This window comes from Pseudomonas ekonensis, from assembly GCF_019145435.1.
Lineage (GTDB): Bacteria > Pseudomonadota > Gammaproteobacteria > Pseudomonadales > Pseudomonadaceae > Aquipseudomonas > Aquipseudomonas ekonensis.
Genome location: NZ_JAHSTS010000002.1, coordinates 708,419 through 725,550, shown reverse-complemented (window position 1 = coordinate 725,550; position 17,132 = coordinate 708,419). Strand labels below are relative to the sequence as shown.

Annotated in this window: 16 protein-coding genes; 2 read left to right on the top strand and 14 right to left on the bottom strand. The window is 64.6% G+C overall.

Going from position 1 to position 17,132, the window contains the following annotated elements; translation table 11 throughout:
* Nucleotides 1-48: 48 nt before the first annotated feature.
* The 8 genes from KVG96_RS16245 to minC all read right to left on the bottom strand — a co-directional run bounded on the left by KVG96_RS16245 (nucleotide 49) and on the right by minC (nucleotide 8,035).
* Nucleotides 49-2,208 (bottom strand): mechanosensitive ion channel domain-containing protein, encoded by a 2,160-nt coding sequence (locus KVG96_RS16245; RefSeq protein ID WP_217893035.1) that lies wholly within the window; start codon nucleotides 2,206-2,208, stop codon nucleotides 49-51.
* Nucleotides 2,209-2,283: 75 nt separating this feature from the next.
* Nucleotides 2,284-2,460: a hypothetical protein gene (locus KVG96_RS16240; RefSeq protein ID WP_007965354.1), complete on the bottom strand. Its 177-nt coding sequence runs from the start codon at nucleotides 2,458-2,460 to the stop codon at nucleotides 2,284-2,286.
* Nucleotides 2,461-2,655: 195 nt separating this feature from the next.
* Complete coding sequence (locus tag KVG96_RS16235; RefSeq protein WP_085577679.1) at nucleotides 2,656-3,945, bottom strand: M18 family aminopeptidase; 1,290 nt, start codon at nucleotides 3,943-3,945, stop codon at nucleotides 2,656-2,658.
* A gap of 236 nt (nucleotides 3,946-4,181) precedes the next feature.
* Nucleotides 4,182-5,282, bottom strand: a complete 1,101-nt coding sequence (locus KVG96_RS16230; RefSeq protein ID WP_217893034.1) for a hypothetical protein — start codon at nucleotides 5,280-5,282, stop codon at nucleotides 4,182-4,184.
* 52 nt (nucleotides 5,283-5,334) lie between these two features.
* The gene (locus KVG96_RS16225) at nucleotides 5,335-5,970 is read right to left on the bottom strand and encodes an RluA family pseudouridine synthase (RefSeq protein WP_085577677.1); all 636 of its coding nucleotides are present in this window, start codon (nucleotides 5,968-5,970) and stop codon (nucleotides 5,335-5,337) included.
* Nucleotides 5,971-6,061: 91 nt separating this feature from the next.
* A complete protein-coding gene (gene minE / locus KVG96_RS16220) occupies nucleotides 6,062-6,316 on the bottom strand; it encodes a cell division topological specificity factor MinE (protein ID WP_007960071.1) in 255 nt (84 codons plus the stop codon).
* A complete protein-coding gene (gene minD, locus KVG96_RS16215) occupies nucleotides 6,316-7,128 on the bottom strand; it encodes a septum site-determining protein MinD (protein ID WP_085577676.1) in 813 nt (270 codons plus the stop codon). Before minD ends, minE begins: the two co-directional genes overlap by 1 nt.
* Nucleotides 7,129-7,297: 169 nt before the next feature.
* Complete coding sequence (gene minC / locus KVG96_RS16210; protein WP_217893033.1) at nucleotides 7,298-8,035, bottom strand: septum site-determining protein MinC; 738 nt, start codon at nucleotides 8,033-8,035, stop codon at nucleotides 7,298-7,300.
* A gap of 117 nt (nucleotides 8,036-8,152) precedes the next feature.
* On the opposite strand from minC, the gene KVG96_RS16205 reads away from it, so the two are divergent.
* Both KVG96_RS16205 and KVG96_RS16200 read left to right on the top strand, forming a co-directional pair.
* Nucleotides 8,153-9,085: a lipid A biosynthesis lauroyl acyltransferase gene (locus KVG96_RS16205; RefSeq protein ID WP_217893032.1), complete on the top strand. Its 933-nt coding sequence runs from the start codon at nucleotides 8,153-8,155 to the stop codon at nucleotides 9,083-9,085.
* A 36-nt stretch (nucleotides 9,086-9,121) separates the two neighbouring features.
* The gene (locus KVG96_RS16200) at nucleotides 9,122-10,294 is read left to right on the top strand and encodes a patatin-like phospholipase family protein (protein WP_217893031.1); all 1,173 of its coding nucleotides are present in this window, start codon (nucleotides 9,122-9,124) and stop codon (nucleotides 10,292-10,294) included.
* Nucleotides 10,295-10,424: 130 nt separating this feature from the next.
* Here the strand turns inward: KVG96_RS16200 and KVG96_RS16195 are convergent, their stop codons facing one another.
* The 6 genes from KVG96_RS16195 to alc form a co-directional block, all read right to left on the bottom strand.
* Complete coding sequence (locus tag KVG96_RS16195; RefSeq protein WP_085577673.1) at nucleotides 10,425-11,210, bottom strand: outer membrane protein OmpK; 786 nt, start codon at nucleotides 11,208-11,210, stop codon at nucleotides 10,425-10,427.
* Between the two features lie 385 nt (nucleotides 11,211-11,595).
* Nucleotides 11,596-12,381 (bottom strand): outer membrane protein OmpK, encoded by a 786-nt coding sequence (locus KVG96_RS16190; RefSeq protein ID WP_217893030.1) that lies wholly within the window; start codon nucleotides 12,379-12,381, stop codon nucleotides 11,596-11,598.
* 156 nt (nucleotides 12,382-12,537) lie between these two features.
* Nucleotides 12,538-13,896: a nucleobase:cation symporter-2 family protein gene (locus tag KVG96_RS16185; RefSeq protein WP_217893029.1), complete on the bottom strand. Its 1,359-nt coding sequence runs from the start codon at nucleotides 13,894-13,896 to the stop codon at nucleotides 12,538-12,540.
* Between the two features lie 169 nt (nucleotides 13,897-14,065).
* On the bottom strand, nucleotides 14,066-15,379 hold the full coding sequence (locus tag KVG96_RS16180) for a urate hydroxylase PuuD (RefSeq protein WP_085656318.1): 1,314 nt from the start codon (nucleotides 15,377-15,379) through the stop codon (nucleotides 14,066-14,068).
* A 51-nt stretch (nucleotides 15,380-15,430) separates the two neighbouring features.
* Nucleotides 15,431-15,934 carry an ureidoglycolate lyase gene (locus tag KVG96_RS16175; RefSeq protein WP_085577669.1) on the bottom strand — a complete coding sequence of 168 codons (504 nt, stop codon included), beginning with the start codon at nucleotides 15,932-15,934 and terminating at the stop codon, nucleotides 15,431-15,433.
* Nucleotides 15,935-16,055: 121 nt separating this feature from the next.
* Entirely contained in the window at nucleotides 16,056-17,057 is a 1,002-nt protein-coding gene (alc, locus tag KVG96_RS16170; protein ID WP_217893028.1) for an allantoicase, read from the bottom strand.
* Between the last annotated feature and the right edge of the window lie 75 nt (nucleotides 17,058-17,132).

Sequence of the window (17,132 nt, the reverse complement as noted above, 5' to 3'; positions counted from 1 at the left end):
GCGCTTGCCGACGCCATCGCCGGCAGGCTCGCGATGGCGGGGCCCCGGTTAATCCGGTTTCGGCTCTGCGCCCCCGGCCGTCACCACCTGCACGCTCATGCGCGGCGTCGCCAGGTCCAGCCCGGCTTCGTCCAGGTGGCGCTTGAGCGACAGGTTGAACGCCCGTGAGACTTCCCATTGCTTGATCGGCGCGGTCTTGAAGCGCGCCCGCAGGATCGCGTTGCCGGACTCGAAGCTCTCCACCCCCTGAAACTCCAGCGGCGACCAGATGTTGCGGCGCTGCAGGGGATCGGTGCGCATCTTCTGGCCGACCTCGCGCATCAGCTTCATCGCCTCGTCGATGTCCATGTTGTACGGCACCGCGACCCGGAAGATCGCGTAGCCGAACTCGCGGGAGTAGTTCTTGATGCTCTTGATTTCGCTGAACGGGATGGTGTGCACGATGCCGTCGATGTCCCGCAGGCGCACGGTGCGGATGGTCAGCCCTTCGACGGTGCCCAGGTGGCCGCCGACGTCCACGTAGTCGTCGATGGCCAGCGAGTCTTCGATGATGATGAACAACCCGGTGATCAGGTCCGCCACCAGCGACTGCGCACCGAAGCCGATGGCCAGGCCGATCACGCCCGCACCGGCCAGCAGCGGCGTGACGTTCATGCCCATGTTGGCCAGGGCGACGATCAGGGCCACGATGAAGATCGCCACGAACAGCACGTTGCGGATCAGCGGCATCATCGTCTGCGCCCGGGTGTTGGCCAGGCCCTTGCGCGAGCGGGTGAGGGCGTGGTGCACGGCGGTGTCGCTGAGGATCCAGATCAGCCAGGCGAAGATCAGGGTGCCGATCAGGCTGAACAGCTTGACGCTGACGTCGTGGCCTTCGCCTTCGGTGAAGCCGATCAGCGACTTGCCCCACACCCGCAGGCCCAGCTCGATGAACGCCAGCCACACCGCCAGGTGGGCGAGGGTGTAGAAAAAGCCCTTGAGGCGCTCGGAATAGAACGCATGGCGCTTCGGCCCGCGCTGCGGCTTGAGCGCGTGACGGCGCACCAGACCGTTGATGACCATGCACAGCACCAGCAGCACGGTGCAGATCAGCGACTGGCGCAATGCGGTGCTGGTGTCGCCGGCGGAAATGAACGTGGCGAACAGCGAAATGCCGACCAGCACCAGCGCCGGGACGTACCAGAACGTGCCCAGGATCTCGATGGTGTCGCTGAGGGCGCGGCGGGTCAGGCGGCGGGACAGCGGCTGGTTGCGGATCAGGTGGGCGATGGGCCGCCGGAAGCGCAGGATGAACAGCGCGGTGAACAGGGCGGCGAGGACATTGGCGACCGTGGCGGCGGTATGCGCCAGATGCGCGCCGAGGCTGGCGATCAGGCGCGGATCGTTCAGGGCTTCGCCGAACGCGGCGAAGCTGCCGATCAGCCACAGCGGCCGGAACGCCTGATGCCGCAGGATGTACAGCGCACGGTGGCGGTGCGGCCCGTCGAGCAGGGAAAAGGCGATCACGCAGATCGCCGAGAAACAGGTGCCCACCACCAGGGCATACGCCAGCACCATCGCCAGGCTCTTGCCCAGCGACGACGGCAGGGCGTAGCTCATGTAGACGGTCATCACCAGCGCGATCATCCACGGCCCGAGCTTGCGCAAGGCGAAGCGCAGCATGTCGAGGGCCTTGGGGTGCTGCGGCAGTTCTTCGGTGAGGCCGAAGCGCAGGCGCACCCGGTGCCCGAGCCAGATCAGCGCGGCGGCGAGCAGGCTCCAGACCGCGAGGATCACGGCGAAGGCGAAGATGATCGGCACCCATTCGCTGGCGGGCACCATCAGGGCAGCCAGCTCGTCCTGGGCCTGGTCGAATTCGGCGAGCCAGCGGCTGAGCGGGCTGTCGGCGCCGGAAAACTGCTTCTCGAAGTTGGCCAGGGTGCCGCCGATCAGGCCCAGCACGCCTTCTTCCGGGGTGGCCTGGGCCTTTTGCGTGGCGTCGCGCAGTTTCTTCAGGTCCGTCAGCAAGCGGGCGCGCTGCTGATCGTTTTCCAGCGACTTGATGACTTCGTCCAGCGACTGGCCCAGCGGTTCCTGGGCTTCGGGCTGGGCCTTGTTCGCGCCGTTGAGGATGCCCGGCAGGCCGACCGCCCCGGCCGGCGCCAGCGGCAGCAACGACATCAGGCACACAAGAAACAGGCAGGGCAGGGTGAAGAGACGGGCGAACACGGGGCAGTCAACCTCGCAAGGGGCGGATCGGGCGAGTGTACGAGCCCGCCGGAGCCAATGCGAGCGCAGCGCGGCTCATTCGTTGAGTTTGGCCAGGATCTTGTAGACCACGGTGGCCAGGATCATCAGCATGCCGACCCACATGGCGAACACGCCGGCGTTCTTGTCGCGGAAGTTGAAGCCGATGGCGAGCAGGATCATGCCCGACAGGATCGGAATGAGCATGGCGTGGAACGATGACATCGAGATCATGGCGACTGCCTTGTCGAAGGGGATGGTTCAAGTCTAGGTGGGATTTTGCCCGGCGGAGGACAAAGGCCTTTGTGGCGAGGGCGTTTGCTGCCGCCCGGTTGCGCAGCGACCGTAAACCCGGGCATGCGGTGTGCCTGCGGCATCGCATGCTCGGGTTTCGGTGCTGCCTTGCAGCCCGGCGGGAGCAAGGGCGGGTTACGGCAGTTCGCGGCTGGCGTAGAACGCGCTCAGCACCTTGACCAGGTGCGCCAGGTCATGGCTGCCGCACAGTTCGCGGATCGAGTGCATGGCGAACGTCGGCAGGCCGATGTCGACGGTGCGCACGCCCAGGTGGCTGGCGGTGATCGGGCCGATGGTCGAGCCGCAGCCCATGTCGCTGCGCACCACGAAGCTTTGCACCGGCACTTCTTCGGCCATGCACAGGTGGCGGAAGAACCCGGCGGTTTCGCTGTTGGTGGCGTAGCGCTGGTTGTTGTTGACCTTGATCACCGGGCCGGCGTTGAGTTTCGGGCCGTGGTTGCCGTCATGCTTCTCGGCGTAGTTGGGGTGCACGCCGTGGGCGTTGTCGGCCGAGACCAGCAGGGACTTCTGGATGGTGCGCACGAACTCGTCGCCTTCGGGCAGCAGGCGGCGCAGGGTCTGCTCCAGCATCGGGCCGTCGGCGCCGCAGGCCGAGCAGGAGCCGACCTCTTCGTGGTCGTTGCACACCAGCACGCAGGTCTCTTCGGTGTCGGCGTTGAGCAGGGCCTGCAGGCCGGCGTAGCACGACAGCAGGTTGTCCAGGCGGGCGCCGGCGATGAAGTCGCCGTGCAGGCCGATGACGGCGGCGCTCTGGGTGTCGTAGAAGCTCAGCTCGTAGTCGAGCACCACATCGGCGTTGAGGCCGTGTTCGCGGGCCAGCTGGTCGGTGAGCACGGCGCGGAAGTCCACGCGCTCGTCGCCGGCGAACTGCGCCAGCACCGGCGGCAGTTCGGTCTGTGCGTTGATCGCCCAGCCCTGGTTGGCTTCGCGGTTGAGGTGGATCGCCAGGTTAGGGATGATCGCGATCGGCGCCTTGAAGTCGATCAGCTGGCTTTCGACCTTGCCGTCGCGGCGGAAGGTGACGCGGCCGGCCAGCGACAGGTCGCGGTCGAACCACGGCGCCAGCAGCGCGCCGCCGTAGACTTCGACGCCCAGCTGCCAGAAGCCTTGGCGCTGCAGTTCCGGCTGCGGCTTGACCCGCAGGCACGGGCTGTCGGTGTGGGCGCCGACCAGGCGGATGCCGTCGTGCAGCGGCGAGTGGCGGCCCATCTTGATGGCGATGATCGAGGAGTCGTTACGGGTGACGTAGTAACGGCCGTTGGCTTCGGTGTGCCACGGCTCGCGCTCGTCGAGGCGCACGTAACCGGCGGCCTCCAGGCGTTGGGCAAGGCTGGCGGTGGCGTGGAACGGGGTAGGGGAGGCCTTGAGGAAGTCGATCAGGCCTTGGTTCAACTCTTCGCGCATAAGAGGCTCCAGACAGCGATGGGCGGGAGTTTACCCCATCGGTCCGAGGCTGGGGACATGCGGGCGCAACTGTCTTGGTCGTGGCCTTGCGGTGCCTGGTCCGGCGCCACGCCGGCAGGCTGGCGCCCGCAAACCTGTGGGAGCGGGCTTGCCCGCGACGGGCAACACACCTGCCCGCCGCTTTTCTGTGGAAGCCTGCCTGCTGGCGAAAGGCACCAAAGGGCAATGCAACCGGCTCAGCGGGCCGCCGACACCCGCTTCTTCAGGTAGCTCATGATGATCTTTTCGTCTTCGGGCTTGTCCGGACGCGGCAGTTGCTGCGGCCAGCGAGGATGGTCCAGCAGCTTTTTCCGGCGGCTTTCGTCCCAGCGCAGGATTTCCCGCGACGCGCATTCCCACCATTCATGGCGGCAAGCGGTGTAGTACGGATGGTCCGGCGCCGCGCTGCCGTACAGCAAGTCGCGGCCGACCTTGCGCAAGGTGCCGCTCTGGTTGCGCAGCTTCCATTTGATCTTCAGGCGTTGCCAGGCCGACGGGAACGGCTTGGCCCGCGGCACATCGGTGCACAGGTCCACCAGGCGCTGGCTGAACGCTTCGCCGTGCTGGGAGAAGAAGTACGCCTGCATCGCATGGAAGAAGCGCTTCTCCGCGAAGTAGTGGTAGATGTGCTTGCGCGCCTCCACCACCGGACGCTTGCGCATGGCGTACGACAAGGCGATCTGCTCGATGGTGTGGATCTCGAAGCCGCCGGCGGTCCATTCGTCGATCAGGCGGATCGACTCCTCGAACAGCGCCGAGTCGCTGTCGGTGACCCCGCACAGGCCGCTGTTGTAGAGCTTGAAGCCGTTGTCGGGCGTCACGCCGTGGGCATCGAGGTCGCGGGCGAGCTTGAGGTAATCCTGGCGCTGGTGCACGTCTTTCCAGTCGTACTCGAAGCGGTCCATCACCGACTGGCCGGGGGTGATGTGCTGGAACAACCGGTTGGGGTCGCTGGTGAACAGCGTGTCGGTGTCGACGAACAGGGTCTTCTGCGCCAGTTGCAGGCCGGCGGCGATCGCGCAGGCCTTGCGCCGGTGGTGGTAGCCGTGGCTGCCTTGCCAGCGGGTCAGGGTCTGTTCGTCCAGCAGGATGGTGTCCACCGGCCAGCCGGCGTAGTCCTGCGGCCGGTCGGTGAGGATCCGGATCGCCGGGCGCTTGCCGTTCTTGGCCTGGGACAGGGCGGTGAGGATGCTGAACTTGGCTTCGCGCCGGTACACATCCTGGTTGCCGTAAATCAGGTAAAGCAGTTGGTGACGGGTTTTCTTGACGGGTGTTGCCAGGGGATCGATACCGCTCATCCGGAACAAAAATCCTTGTCTCAATACAGGCGACTGCCCCTCTGGGCGGCGCTTAGAACGGAGCCGGGCACTCGAAACGCAAGCGTTCGCCGGACTGGGGGTGGGTGAAGCTGAGCATGCTGGCGTGCAGGCACAGGCGCGGCCAGGCCGCGAGGGCTTGCGGATGGGCATAGAGCCCGTCGCCCAGCAGCGGATGCCCGATGGACAGCATGTGCACGCGCAACTGGTGCGAGCGGCCGGTGATCGGGGTCAGCTCGACGCGGCACCAGTCGCCGCAACGCTCCAGCACGCGCCAGAAGGTCAGGGCGTGCTTGCCGAACTCGTGGTCCACGACATGGCGCGGCTTGGTCGGCGGGTCGTAGCGCAGGGGCAGGTCGATGCTGCCGCTGTCCAGTTCCGGCTGGCCCCAGCACAAGGCGGTGTAGGCCTTTTCGGTTTCCCGGTCGTGGAACTGGCGCGACAGTTCGCGGTGGGTGTCGGGGTCGCGGGCCAGCAGGATGATGCCGGACGTTTCCCAATCCAGCCGATGGACGATTCGCGCTTCCGGGTAGCCGTTTTCCTGCAGGCGGGTGATCAGGCAGTCCTTGTTGTCCTCGGCCCGGCCGGGCACCGAGAGCAGCAGGGTGGGCTTGTCGACCACCAGAATGGCGGCGTCCTGATGGATGATGCGGATGTTGGACAGCGGCATTAAAACAGTCTCGTGACAAATGCCGACGGCGGCTTCAGGCCGTTCCATCGCTGGAAGGGCCTGAAGCCGCCGTCGTTCCCGTCAGGCCGGATCAGCGGTCTGGCAGGGTGATGTTGAGTTCCAGGATCGAGCAGCTGCCCTGGCTTTCCAGCGCCACGTGCACGTCGTCGTTGCCGATGTTGACGTACTTGCGGATCACTTCCACCAGTTCCTTCTGCAGGGACGGCAGGTAGTCGGGGGTGCTGCGCTGGCCGCGTTCATGCGCCACGATGATCTGTAGACGCTCTTTCGCTACCGAGGCGGTGCTGGGCTTCTTGTTGGCACGAAAGAAGTCAAAAAGGTTCATTACCTACCTCCAAACAGACGCTCGAAGAATCCCTTCTTCTCGACATTGAGGAACCGGTGTTCTTTTTCCTTGCCCAGCAGACGGTCGACGGTGTCGCTGTAGGCCTGGCCGGCATCGCTCTGGTCGTCGAGGATGACCGGGACGCCCTGGTTGGAGGCCTTGAGCACGGCCTGGGATTCCGGAATGACGCCCAGCAGGCGGACGGCGAGGATTTCCTTGACGTCTTCGACGCCGAGCATTTCGCCCTTCTCGACACGCTCCGGGTGGTAGCGGGTGATCAGCAGGTGTTCCTGGATCGGCTCTTCGCCTTTTTCGGCGCGGCGCGACTTGCTGGCCAGCAGGCCCAGCATGCGGTCGGAGTCGCGTACCGAGGAAACCTCAGGGTTGGTCACGACGATCGCTTCGTCAGCGAAGTACATGGCCAGGTGCGCGCCTTTTTCGATGCCCGCCGGGGAGTCGCAGACCACGAAGTCGAATTGGTCCTTGAGTTCCATCAGGACCTTTTCCACGCCTTCCTGGGTCAGCGCGTCCTTGTCACGGGTCTGGCTGGCGGCCAGCACGTACAGGTTCTCCAGGCGCTTGTCCTTGATCAGGGCTTGCTGCAGGTTGGCTTCGCCGTTGACCACGTTGACGAAGTCGTACACCACGCGACGCTCGCAACCCATGATCAGGTCGAGGTTACGCAGGCCCACGTCGAAGTCGACGATGACTGTTTTGTGCCCGCGCAGTGCGAGGCCGGTACCGATAGCGGCGCTGGTGGTGGTCTTACCCACACCACCCTTGCCGGATGTAACCACGAGAATCTTGGCCAAGGTGTTTCACCCCTAAGGAAGAAGGACTGTTCAGCCCCTGAAAAACATCTCTTGAAAACTAATGCAGTCGGACAGCCTTGGCTGGAATTCGGCTTTTGGCCTTTTTCCTACTTCGTTTGAGCCGTTTTCGCTATGTTTCAGAGATGCTTGGAAAATGCGGCAGTATCCGTTAAAGCCGAATGATGTTCAACACGTCGCCCGACAGGCTGACCTGCACGCCGGCGCCCCACAGCGGGTCGCGGCGCAAATCTTCGGAAACCTTGTAATGGCCTGCGATGGAGATCAGTTCAGCGCTCAATTGCTGGCAGAAAATCCTCGCCTTGGTGTCGCCCTTGACGCCGGCCAGCGCACGTCCGCGCATCGGGCCGTATACATGGATGTTGCCGTCGGCCAGAAGTTCCGCCCCGGGGCTGACCGAAGAGATCACCACCAGATCGCCGCCCTGGGCGTAGATCTGCTGGCCGCCGCGTACTGGCGAGGTGATGACGCGGGTCGGCTTGACGGCCGGCTCCGGCGCCTTTTCCGGCTGCTTCTTCACCTCGGGCTCAGGCGCTTCCAGCGGCCGCTCGCGGGCGCCGGACGGCGGCAGCACCGGGATGTCGATGGCGATGGCGGCGGCGATGTCCTCGATGCGGCTGGCGCGGATCGCCAGGGTGCGCAGGCCGTGCTGGCGGCACACGCGCATCAGTCCCGGCAGGTCGACCGCGCCTTCGCCCGGCGGCAGTTTGTCCAGGGCCAGGACCAGCGGCGCGTTGCTGAAGAAGTTCGGGGCCTGGGCCACTTTGGCCGCCAGTTGCCGGTCGAGGCTGTCGAGGTCGTTGCGGGACAGCTCCAGCACGGTGATGGCAAGCATGCTGCCCTTCAACTGGAACACGGGATCCTGGTCTAGCGGTTCGGTTTGGCTCATGTCGGGATACAACGGCTTGTCACTAAAAGTGCCGAGACTTATAACGAGAACGCCGGCCAGCCGCAAGCCGGGTCGAACGATGTAGAATGCGCGGCCACTGCATTGACGGAAGCTTTAATGGAACGCCCGCGTTTTCGAACCGCCTTTCTTTCCCCGCGCTTCTGGCCGCTCTGGTGCGGCTTGGGGCTCTTGTGGCTGATCGTGCAGCTGCCGTACCCGGCCTTGCTGGCCATCGGTCGGTTTCTCGGCGCCGTGATGTATCGCCTGGCCGGCGACCGGCGGCGCATCGCCAAGCGCAACCTGGAGCTGTGCTTCCCGGAAAAGTCCGCCGCCGAGCGCGAGCGCCTGCTCAGGGAGAACTTCGCCTCCACCGGCATCGCCTTCTTCGAGATGGCGATGAGCTGGTGGTGGTCGCGCCAGCGCCTGGCCAAACTGGCCCATGTCGAAGGGCTTGAGCACCTGCAGAAGGCCCAGCGCGAGGGCAAGGGCGTGATCCTGATGGCCGCGCACTTCACCACGCTTGAGATCGGCGCGGCGCTGCTCGGCCAGCGGCACACCATCGACGGCATGTACCGCGAGCACAAGAACGCGCTGTTCGATTTCGTCCAGCGCCGCGGCCGCGAGCGGCACAACCTCGATTCGCTGGCGGTGGAGCGTGACGACGTGCGCGGCATGCTCAAGCTTTTGCGTTCGGGCCGGGCGATCTGGTATGCGCCGGACCAGGACTACGGCGCCAAGCAAAGCATTTTCGTGCCGCTGTTCGGCATCCAGGCGGCGACCGTCACCGCCACCACCAAGTTCGCCCGGCTGGGCAAGGCGCTGGTGGTGCCGTTCACCCAGGAACGCCTGGCCGACGGCAGCGGCTACCGGCTGGTGATCCACGCGCCGCTGGAGGATTTTCCCGGCGAGACCGAAGAGGCCGACTGCATCCGCATCAACCAGTGGGTCGAAGGCGTGCTGCGCGATTGCCCCGAGCAATACCTGTGGGCCCACCGGCGCTTCAAGAGCCGCCCGCCGGGCGAGCCGAAGCTGTACGCCAAGCGCGGTTGATGTTCCCTTTCCCTTAAAGCACCACGGAGCGTTGCGATGAGCCCAGCTGAACCGGTCACAGGTTTGATTCTTTCCGGCGGCGGGGCTCGGGCGGCCTATCAGGTCGGGGTGCTGGCGGCCATCGCCGAACTGCTGCCGCCGGGGGCGGACAATCCGTTTCCGGTGATCGTCGGCACGTCCGCCGGGGCGATCAACGCCGTCAGCCTGGCCAGCGGCGCCACCGATTTTCGCGCCGCCGTCGCGCGCCTCACCCAGTTCTGGCAGGGCTTTCGCAGCCACCGGGTGCTGCGCAGCGACTGGCCGGGGGTGATCCGCCAGGCCGCCCGGTTCGTGTTCCACAGCCTGCTGGGCCTGGGCCGGCGGGTGCCGGTGGCGCTGCTCAACAGTGCGCCGCTGCGCACGCTGCTGCACGACAAGCTGCACATGCCCGGCATCGCCGAGTCCATCGCCCGCAAACAGCTGCATGCGGTGGCGGTGACGGCGTTCGGCTACGAGTCCGGCCAGGCCGTCACGTTCTATCAGGGCGGCGGCGCCATCGATGCGTGGCTGCGTCACCGGCGCATCGGCGTGCCGACGCAACTGTCGGTGGATCACCTGCTGGCCAGTTCGGCGATCCCGCTGCTGTTCGCCCCGGTGAAGATCGGCGCCGAGTTCTTCGGCGACGGCGCGGTGCGGCAGTCGGCGCCGATCAGCCCGGCGCTGCACCTGGGGGCGAGCCGGGTGCTGGTGGTGGGCGTGAGCGGCAACCCGCGCGGCTTCGACCCGCAGCAGCCGCTGGAGCGCACCTACACCGGCCAGCAGCCGACGCTGGCGCAGATCGGCGGGCACATGCTCAACAGCACGTTCATCGACAGCCTGGAAAGCGACATCGAACTGCTCCAGCGCCTGAACCAGTTCAGCCATCTGCTGCCCGACGGTACGCCGACCCGGTCATTGGGTGCGGCGCCGGTGGAGGTGCTGGTGATTTCGCCCAGTCAGCCGATCGACGAAATCGCGGCGCGGCACCGTCAGGAATTGCCGGCGGCGTTGCGGCTGTTCTTGCGCGGGCCGGGCGCGACCAAGACCAGCGGGGCAGGGGTGCTGAGCTATCTGCTGTTCGAGGCGGGGTACTGCAGCGAGCTGATCGACTTGGGCCGGCGCGATGCGTTGGCCAAGCGCGAGGAGCTGTGCCGGTTCCTGGGGATCGGCGAGGCGGTGGTGCCGGCCTGAGGCCGGCGGTGCGCCAGCCAGTGAAAATGCCAGCAGGCTGGCCCCCACATTGAATGCAGATTCTGTGGCCTCTGCAAAACCCTGTGGGAGCGAGCTTGCTCGCGAAGGCGCCCTGGCGGGCGGCCCGGAATCAGAAGTGGAACTTCACCAGGAAGCTGGTCACGTTCTGATTGGTGGTGAACGCACGGGTGTCGTCGATCCCGTACTTGTCCTTCCAGTAGTCGTACTCGACGCCCACGTACAGCTGCTTCTCGCCGAAGCTCAGCGCCTTGCCCAGGTCGTACTTGATCTGCGGGTTGAAGTGCAGGTTGGCGTGGTAGTCGCCCTTGGAATTGGAGTCGTTGTCGACCACCCAGTCCATGAAGCCGTCGATCAGCACGTCCGACTTGCCGACCGGAATGGTGTAGGACCAGACCGGGGTGATCTGCCAGACGTTGTCGCCGGCGCGCGGGCCTTCGGTGTGGCGCTGGTAGAAGTTCAGCTGGAAGTAGTCGAAGCCTGGGATCGCCAGGTCGAAGCCCGGGCCGATCAGGTAGGACTCGACGTCGCCTTCACCGAACTCGTAGGTCATCGCCAGCAGCACGTCCTTGACCGGGCCGAACTCGATCTTCTGGTCGAGGATCTTGCCCAGCGACAGGCGCGGGCTGAACTCGCCGTAGTAGGTGTTGTTGCCGACGCCGCCATCCGGCTTGCCGTTGTAGAAGATCTTGTCGATGAACAGGAAGTTGTCCCCGTACTTCCACGCATCGGCGTGCTCGAAGGTGACGGTCTGCTGAATGGCCGGGTTGACCTTGAAGTCTTTGCCGTACAGGTAGGTCAGGCTGTTGTTCTGCCATTGCAGCAGGTCGCCGGCCATGGCCTGGCCGCCGGCCAGCAAGGATCCCGCGAGCATCAGGCTGGTGCAGGTGCGTTTCATTCGGTTGCTCCCAAAGTAGGTGTTCCACGTTATTTTTTTAAGGTCGGCGCTCTGGTGTGGCGCCTTTTCTCGTTACTGCGAAAATCGTCCGTCCGGTCAGCTCCGCCGCTTGTGGCAGGTGCATTCAGCAAGAGCTGCGCCAAGGCTTTCGGAAAGCAAAAAAACGCCCGTCCGGCTGCTGAAAAACAGTCGGATGAACGTGTTTTCGGAATGCCTCGGCACCGACCGCGGCCTGGATAAGTTGGCTTTTCGGTCAGGAATTAAATTCGGGCTTTTTTTTAGACCGAATTCAGGAGGCCGCGGAGAATACTGACTCGACGGCCAGGCCTCAAGTGCCCCGCAACAGAGCACCGACGACAGGTCAGGGGCGCGGTTGCGGGCCATCTCAGAAGTGCACCTTCACCAGCAGGCTGGCGGTGTTCTGGTTGGTGTCGAAACTGTGGCTGCTTTCGACGCCGTACTTGTTCTTCCAGTAGCTGTACTCGGTGCCCACGTACAGTTGCTTTTCGCGCCAGCCGAGGGCCTTGCCCAGGTCGTACTTGATCTGCGGGTTGATGTGCAGGTTGGCGTGGTAGGTGCCGCGCGCGTTCTCGTCGTTGTCCACCACCCAGTCGAGGTAGCCGTCGATCAGCACGTCGGAGTTGCCCACGGGAATGCTGTACGACCAGCCGGGCGTGATCTGCCAGACGCCGTCGCCGGGGCGCGGGCCTTCGGTCTGGCGGCGGTAGAAATTGAGGGTGAAATAGTTGAAGCCCGGCACCTTGAGGTCCAAGCCCGGGCCGATCAGGTAGGCCTCGCTGTCGCCTTCGCCGTATTCGTAGGTCATCGCCAGCAGCACGTCCTTGACCGGGCCGAATTCGATCCGCTTGTCGAAGATCTTGCCGAACGACAGGCGCGGGCTGAATTCGCCGTAGAACGCGTGGGGGCCTTTGTTGCGGTCTTCCTGGCCGTTGTAGAAGATCTTGTCGACGAACAGGAAGTTGTCGCCGTACTTCCATTTGTCGGCATGCTCGAAGGTCACCGTCTGCTGGATCGACGGGTTGATCGCGAAGTTCTTGCCGTACAGGTAGCTCAGGCTGTTGGTCTGCCACAGCAATAGATCGCCGGCCATGGCTTGGGACGCGGCGAGCAGGCAGCCACTCAATAGCAAGTTCGATTGCGTGCGAATCATCGGTTGCTCCCTCTTGTTTTTATTGTTGAGGCAGGGTGTTGCACGTCCCTGCAGGAGTGAGCCTGCTCGCGATAGCGTTCTTTCAGTCAACGTATTGTTGAATGTCATACCGTCATCGCGAGCAGGCTCGCTCCTACAGGAGAGGTGGTGCTGGCATCAATGCGGGTGAGCGTGGCAGTCGTTGATCGCGGCGCGTTCGGCGCCGCCGAGGATGTTGAACAGCAGGTTCAGCACCAGGGCGCTGAGGGTGGCCATGGCGATGCCGCTGTGGGTGATCGGGCTCATCCACACCGGCAGGTGGGCGAAGAACTCCGGACGCACCACTGGGATCAGGCCCATGCCGATGCTCACCGCCACCAGCAGTTGGTTGCGCCGGTCGCCGATGTCGGCCTCCTGCAGGATCTTGATCCCGGTGGCCGCCACCATGCCGAACATCGCGATGGCCGCGCCGCCCAGCACCGCCGGCGGAATCGACGCCACCAGGAACGCCGCCTTGGGCAGCAGGCTCAGCACGATCAGCAGGCCGCCGGCGACGATGGTCACCGAGCGGCAGCGCACGCCGGTCATCTGCACCAGGCCGATGTTCTGGGCGAACGAGGAATGGGTGAAGGTGTTGAAGAAACCGGCGAAAAACGAGGCGGCGGCGTCGCACATCAGGCCGCGCCGCAGCCGGCGCGGGCAGACCTCCTCGCCGGTGATCTTGCCCAGCGCCAGGAACATGCCGGTGGACTCGACGAAGATGATCACCACCACCAGGCACATGGACAGGATCGGCGCCAGCTCGAACTTCGGCAGGCCGAAATGCAGCGGGGTGACGAACTGAACCCAGGGCGCGTTGGCCATGCCGCTCAGGTCGACCATGCCGAGGGCGCCGCAGAGCACATAGCCCAGGCACATGCCGATCAGTACGGAGATGTTGACCCAGAAACCGCGCATGAAGCGGTGGATCAGCAAAATGGTGGCCAGCACCAGGGCGGCGATGGCCAGGTAGACGGGGGAGCCGAACTGCGCGGCGGCGGCGCCGCCTCCGGCCCAGTTCACGGCCACGGGGAACAGCGAAAGGCCGATCGAGGTGATGACCGTGCCGGTCACCAGCGGCGGGAAGAAACGCACGACCTTGGACATGAACGGCGCGATGAGCATGCCGAAGAACCCGGCGGCGATGGTCGCGCCGAAGATCCCCTGCAGGCCGATGCCGGGCATGCCGGCCATGGCGACCATGCTGCCGACGGCGGCGAAGCTGGCGCCCATCATCACCGGCATGCGGATGCCCATCGGGCCGATGCCCAGAGACTGGACGATGGTGGCGATGCCGGCGACCAGCAGGTCGGCGTTGATCAGGAAAGCGATTTCCTCGCGACTCAGGCCTGCGGCCTGTCCGATGATCAGCGGAACCGCGATGGCGCCGCCGTACATCAGCAGAACATGTTGCAGACCGACCAGGATCAGTTGCAAAAGGGGCAAACGCTGAATGGCGGGTGCGTCGGGGATGCGCGCTTTGGACAGCTCGGACATGCAACACCTCGGATCTTTTTTATTCTTGTGATTGAACAGCTGCCGGGTTGCTCACAGCTGTTTCTTTGCATCAGGTAAACCGCGTTGCGGCAATTCGCTGGCATGCCAGCTCCCACACAGGCAATGCAGGACCCTGTGGGAGCTGGCTTGCCAGCGATGCTTTTATTGCTTAGTTGGTCTGGGCTCCCTGGGCGATCCAGGCACCGATCAGGTCACGTTCCTGCTGGGTCATCTGGGTGATGTTGCCCAGCGGCATGATCTGCGTGGTGATGGCCTGGGCCTGGATCCGCGCCGCGTTCTGGCGGATCTGCTCGGGGGTGTCGAACATCACGCCGGCAGGGGCCGCGCTGAACAGCGGGCTGGTCGGCTTGGCCGAGTGGCAGACCGCGCAACGTTCCTGGATCACGCTGTGCACCTTGTCGAACGCAGGGCCTGCGCTGGACGCCTGGGCCGGTGCGGCGGCAGGGGCTGCAGGTGCGGCCGGCTGCGCGGCCTCGGCCGGTTTGGCGCCGCCGCCCAACGCCGTTTCCGGCAGGGGCTGGTACTCGATCTTCGCCGGTGCCTTGGCCACGTCCGGGGCGGTCGGGGCGGTGGCGGGGCCGGTCACGTAGGCCAGGCTGATCATGCCCACCGCTGCCACCGGCAAGGTCCAGGCGAACTTGTGGCTGTCGTGGCGGGTGTTGAAGTAGTGACGCACCAGCACCGCCAGCACCGCGATCCCGGCCAGGATCAGCCAGTTGTACTGGCTGCCGTAGGTGCTCGGGAAGTGGTTGCTGATCATGATGAACAGCACCGGCAGGGTGAAGTAGTTGTTGTGGCGCGAACGCAGCAGGCCTTTGGCCGGCAGGGCCGGATCCGGCGTGCGGTTCTCGGCGATCGCGGCCACCAGGGCGCGCTGGGCCGGCATGATGATGCGGAACACGTTGCCGACCATGATGGTGCCGATGATCGCGCCGACGTGCAGGTACGCGCCGCGCCCGCTGAACACTTTGCTGAAGCCGTAGGCCGCGCCGATGATCAGCACGAACAGGATGAAGCCGAGCAGGGCGGGTTTCTTGCCCAGCGGCGAATCGCACAGGAAGTCGTAGATGAACCAGCCGGCGATCAATGCGCCGACGCCGATGGCCACGCCTTCAGGGCCGCTCAGGCCACTGCCGGGCGCCACGAGGTAGAGCACGGGGTTGGAGTAGAACACTACGCACAGCAGCGCGATCCCCGACATCCAGGTGAAGTAGGCTTCCCACTTGAACCAGTGCAGGTTCTCCGGCATCGACGGCGGGGCCAGCTTGTACTTTTCCAGGTGATAGATGCCGCCGCCATGGATCGCCCACAGGTCGCCCGCAAGACCGGTTTTCGGGTTGACGCGGTTGAGGTTGTTCTCCAGCCAGACGAAGTAGAACGACGCGCCGATCCAGGCCACGCCGGTGATCATGTGAACCCAGCGCACGCTCAGGTTCAGCCATTCCAACAGATGTGCTTCCACAGTTGTTACCTCTCGCCCGTCACGCTTGTCGTCGCGTGATCGGACCTTCTCTTATTGGTGGGGGGCGAGGATCAGACGCTCATCCTCTTTGAAGAAATGCTCATCGCAGTTGTTGCCGGAGCCACTGCGATCAACCACCAGGAAGTCATCCCGCTTTTCGATCGTCAGCACCGGGTGGTGCCAGACGCCGCGATGGTAATTGATGCCCTGCCTGCCGTTGGTGACGAAGGCGCGGACCAAGCCTGATACAGGTGCATCGCCAAGTGGCGCGACCACGATCAGAAAGGGGTTGCCGAGCAGCGGAATGAAAGCCTGGCTGCCCAGCGGATGGCGTTCCAGCATGCTCACGGTCAGCGGCATGTCCAGCGCGTCGGCGCGGAAGATGCTGATGATCGCGTTGTCCTCTGGCGTGGCGGTCTCGACCGTGGCCAGTTTGTGAAAGCGCATGGTCGAACCGTTGTTGATCATGAAGTGATCGCTGCCGTCGGTTTCGATGACATCACCGAAAGGGGCGAAGGCTTCTTTGGTCAGCGGTTCAATCGTCAGTGTGCGCATGCTGTTCTTCTTGTCCAGGATTCTGTGTTGTTAGAACTGTCGCCATCGCGGGCGAGCCCGCTCCCACAGTGGACTGTGGCGTTCACAAGACCTGTGGGAGCTGGCTAGCCAGCGATGGGGTTCACCCTTGTTTAGCGACCTTGCCGAGAACGCGCAGGCGGCTCACACCACCATCCGGGAACACGTTCAGACGGATGTGGGTGATCGGGCCCAGTGCCTTGATCTGCTCGACGAAGGTGTGTTCGGCGTGCATCTCCAGCTTCTGGCTCGGCAGCAGTTCACGCCAGAACAGCGACTGGGTCTCGATCTGGCTGTCGGTGCCGCCCTTGACGAAGGCGCCCTGGATCGAGCAGCTGTCCGGGTAGTTGCCCTTGAAGTGCAGGGTGTCGACGACGATCTTCTCGATCTCGCCCGGATGGCCCAGGGCGACGATGACCCAGTCGTTGCCCGGCGTGCGGCGGCGTGCGGTTTCCCAGCCGTCGCCCATGTTGATGCCGCGGCCCGGGTTGAGGATGTTGCTCATGCGGCCGAAGTGCTCGTCGGAGCAGGCGAGGGCGCGTCCGCCGTTGAGGGCGGCGGCCAGGTCCACTTGCTCGTTGTCGCCCACCGCCGACCAGTCGCGGAACGGAATGCCGTACACGCGCAGACGGGCCACGCCGCCGTCCGGGTAGATGTTGAAGCGCAGGTGGCTGAACGCCTGGCCGTTGCTGATTTCATGGTAGTGGTGGCTGTTGCCTTGCAGCTCGACGGCCGACAGCACTTCGGTCCACTGGGTGTTTTCGTCCGGCTCGCCGGAGGCCAGGAAGCAGGCTTCCAGGGAAGCCGACGGCGGGAAGTTGCCGGTGAAGAATGAGGTGTCGATGTCCACGCCCTTGATCGAGCCCGGCACGCCCAGGCGGATCACCGCGCTGTCGTAGCCTTCGAAGCGCTTGCGGCGCGACTCCCAGCCGTCCATCCACTTGCCGTTGTCATCGAACACGCCCTCCTTCCACACGGCCGGGGTCGGTTGGAACAGACGGTTGGCGTCTGCGAACCAGTCATCGGTGACCGAAATGATCTTGGTGCCCAGGCGGGCGTCGGCCAGGTTGACGAACTTCTCGAAAGGTACGGCGTAAGCTTTCATTCTTCTTGTCTGCCTTTAAATAGTTGGCTGGGGATGCTTGCAAGGCCCTGGGAAACACAAGCGTTCTAGAGGTCT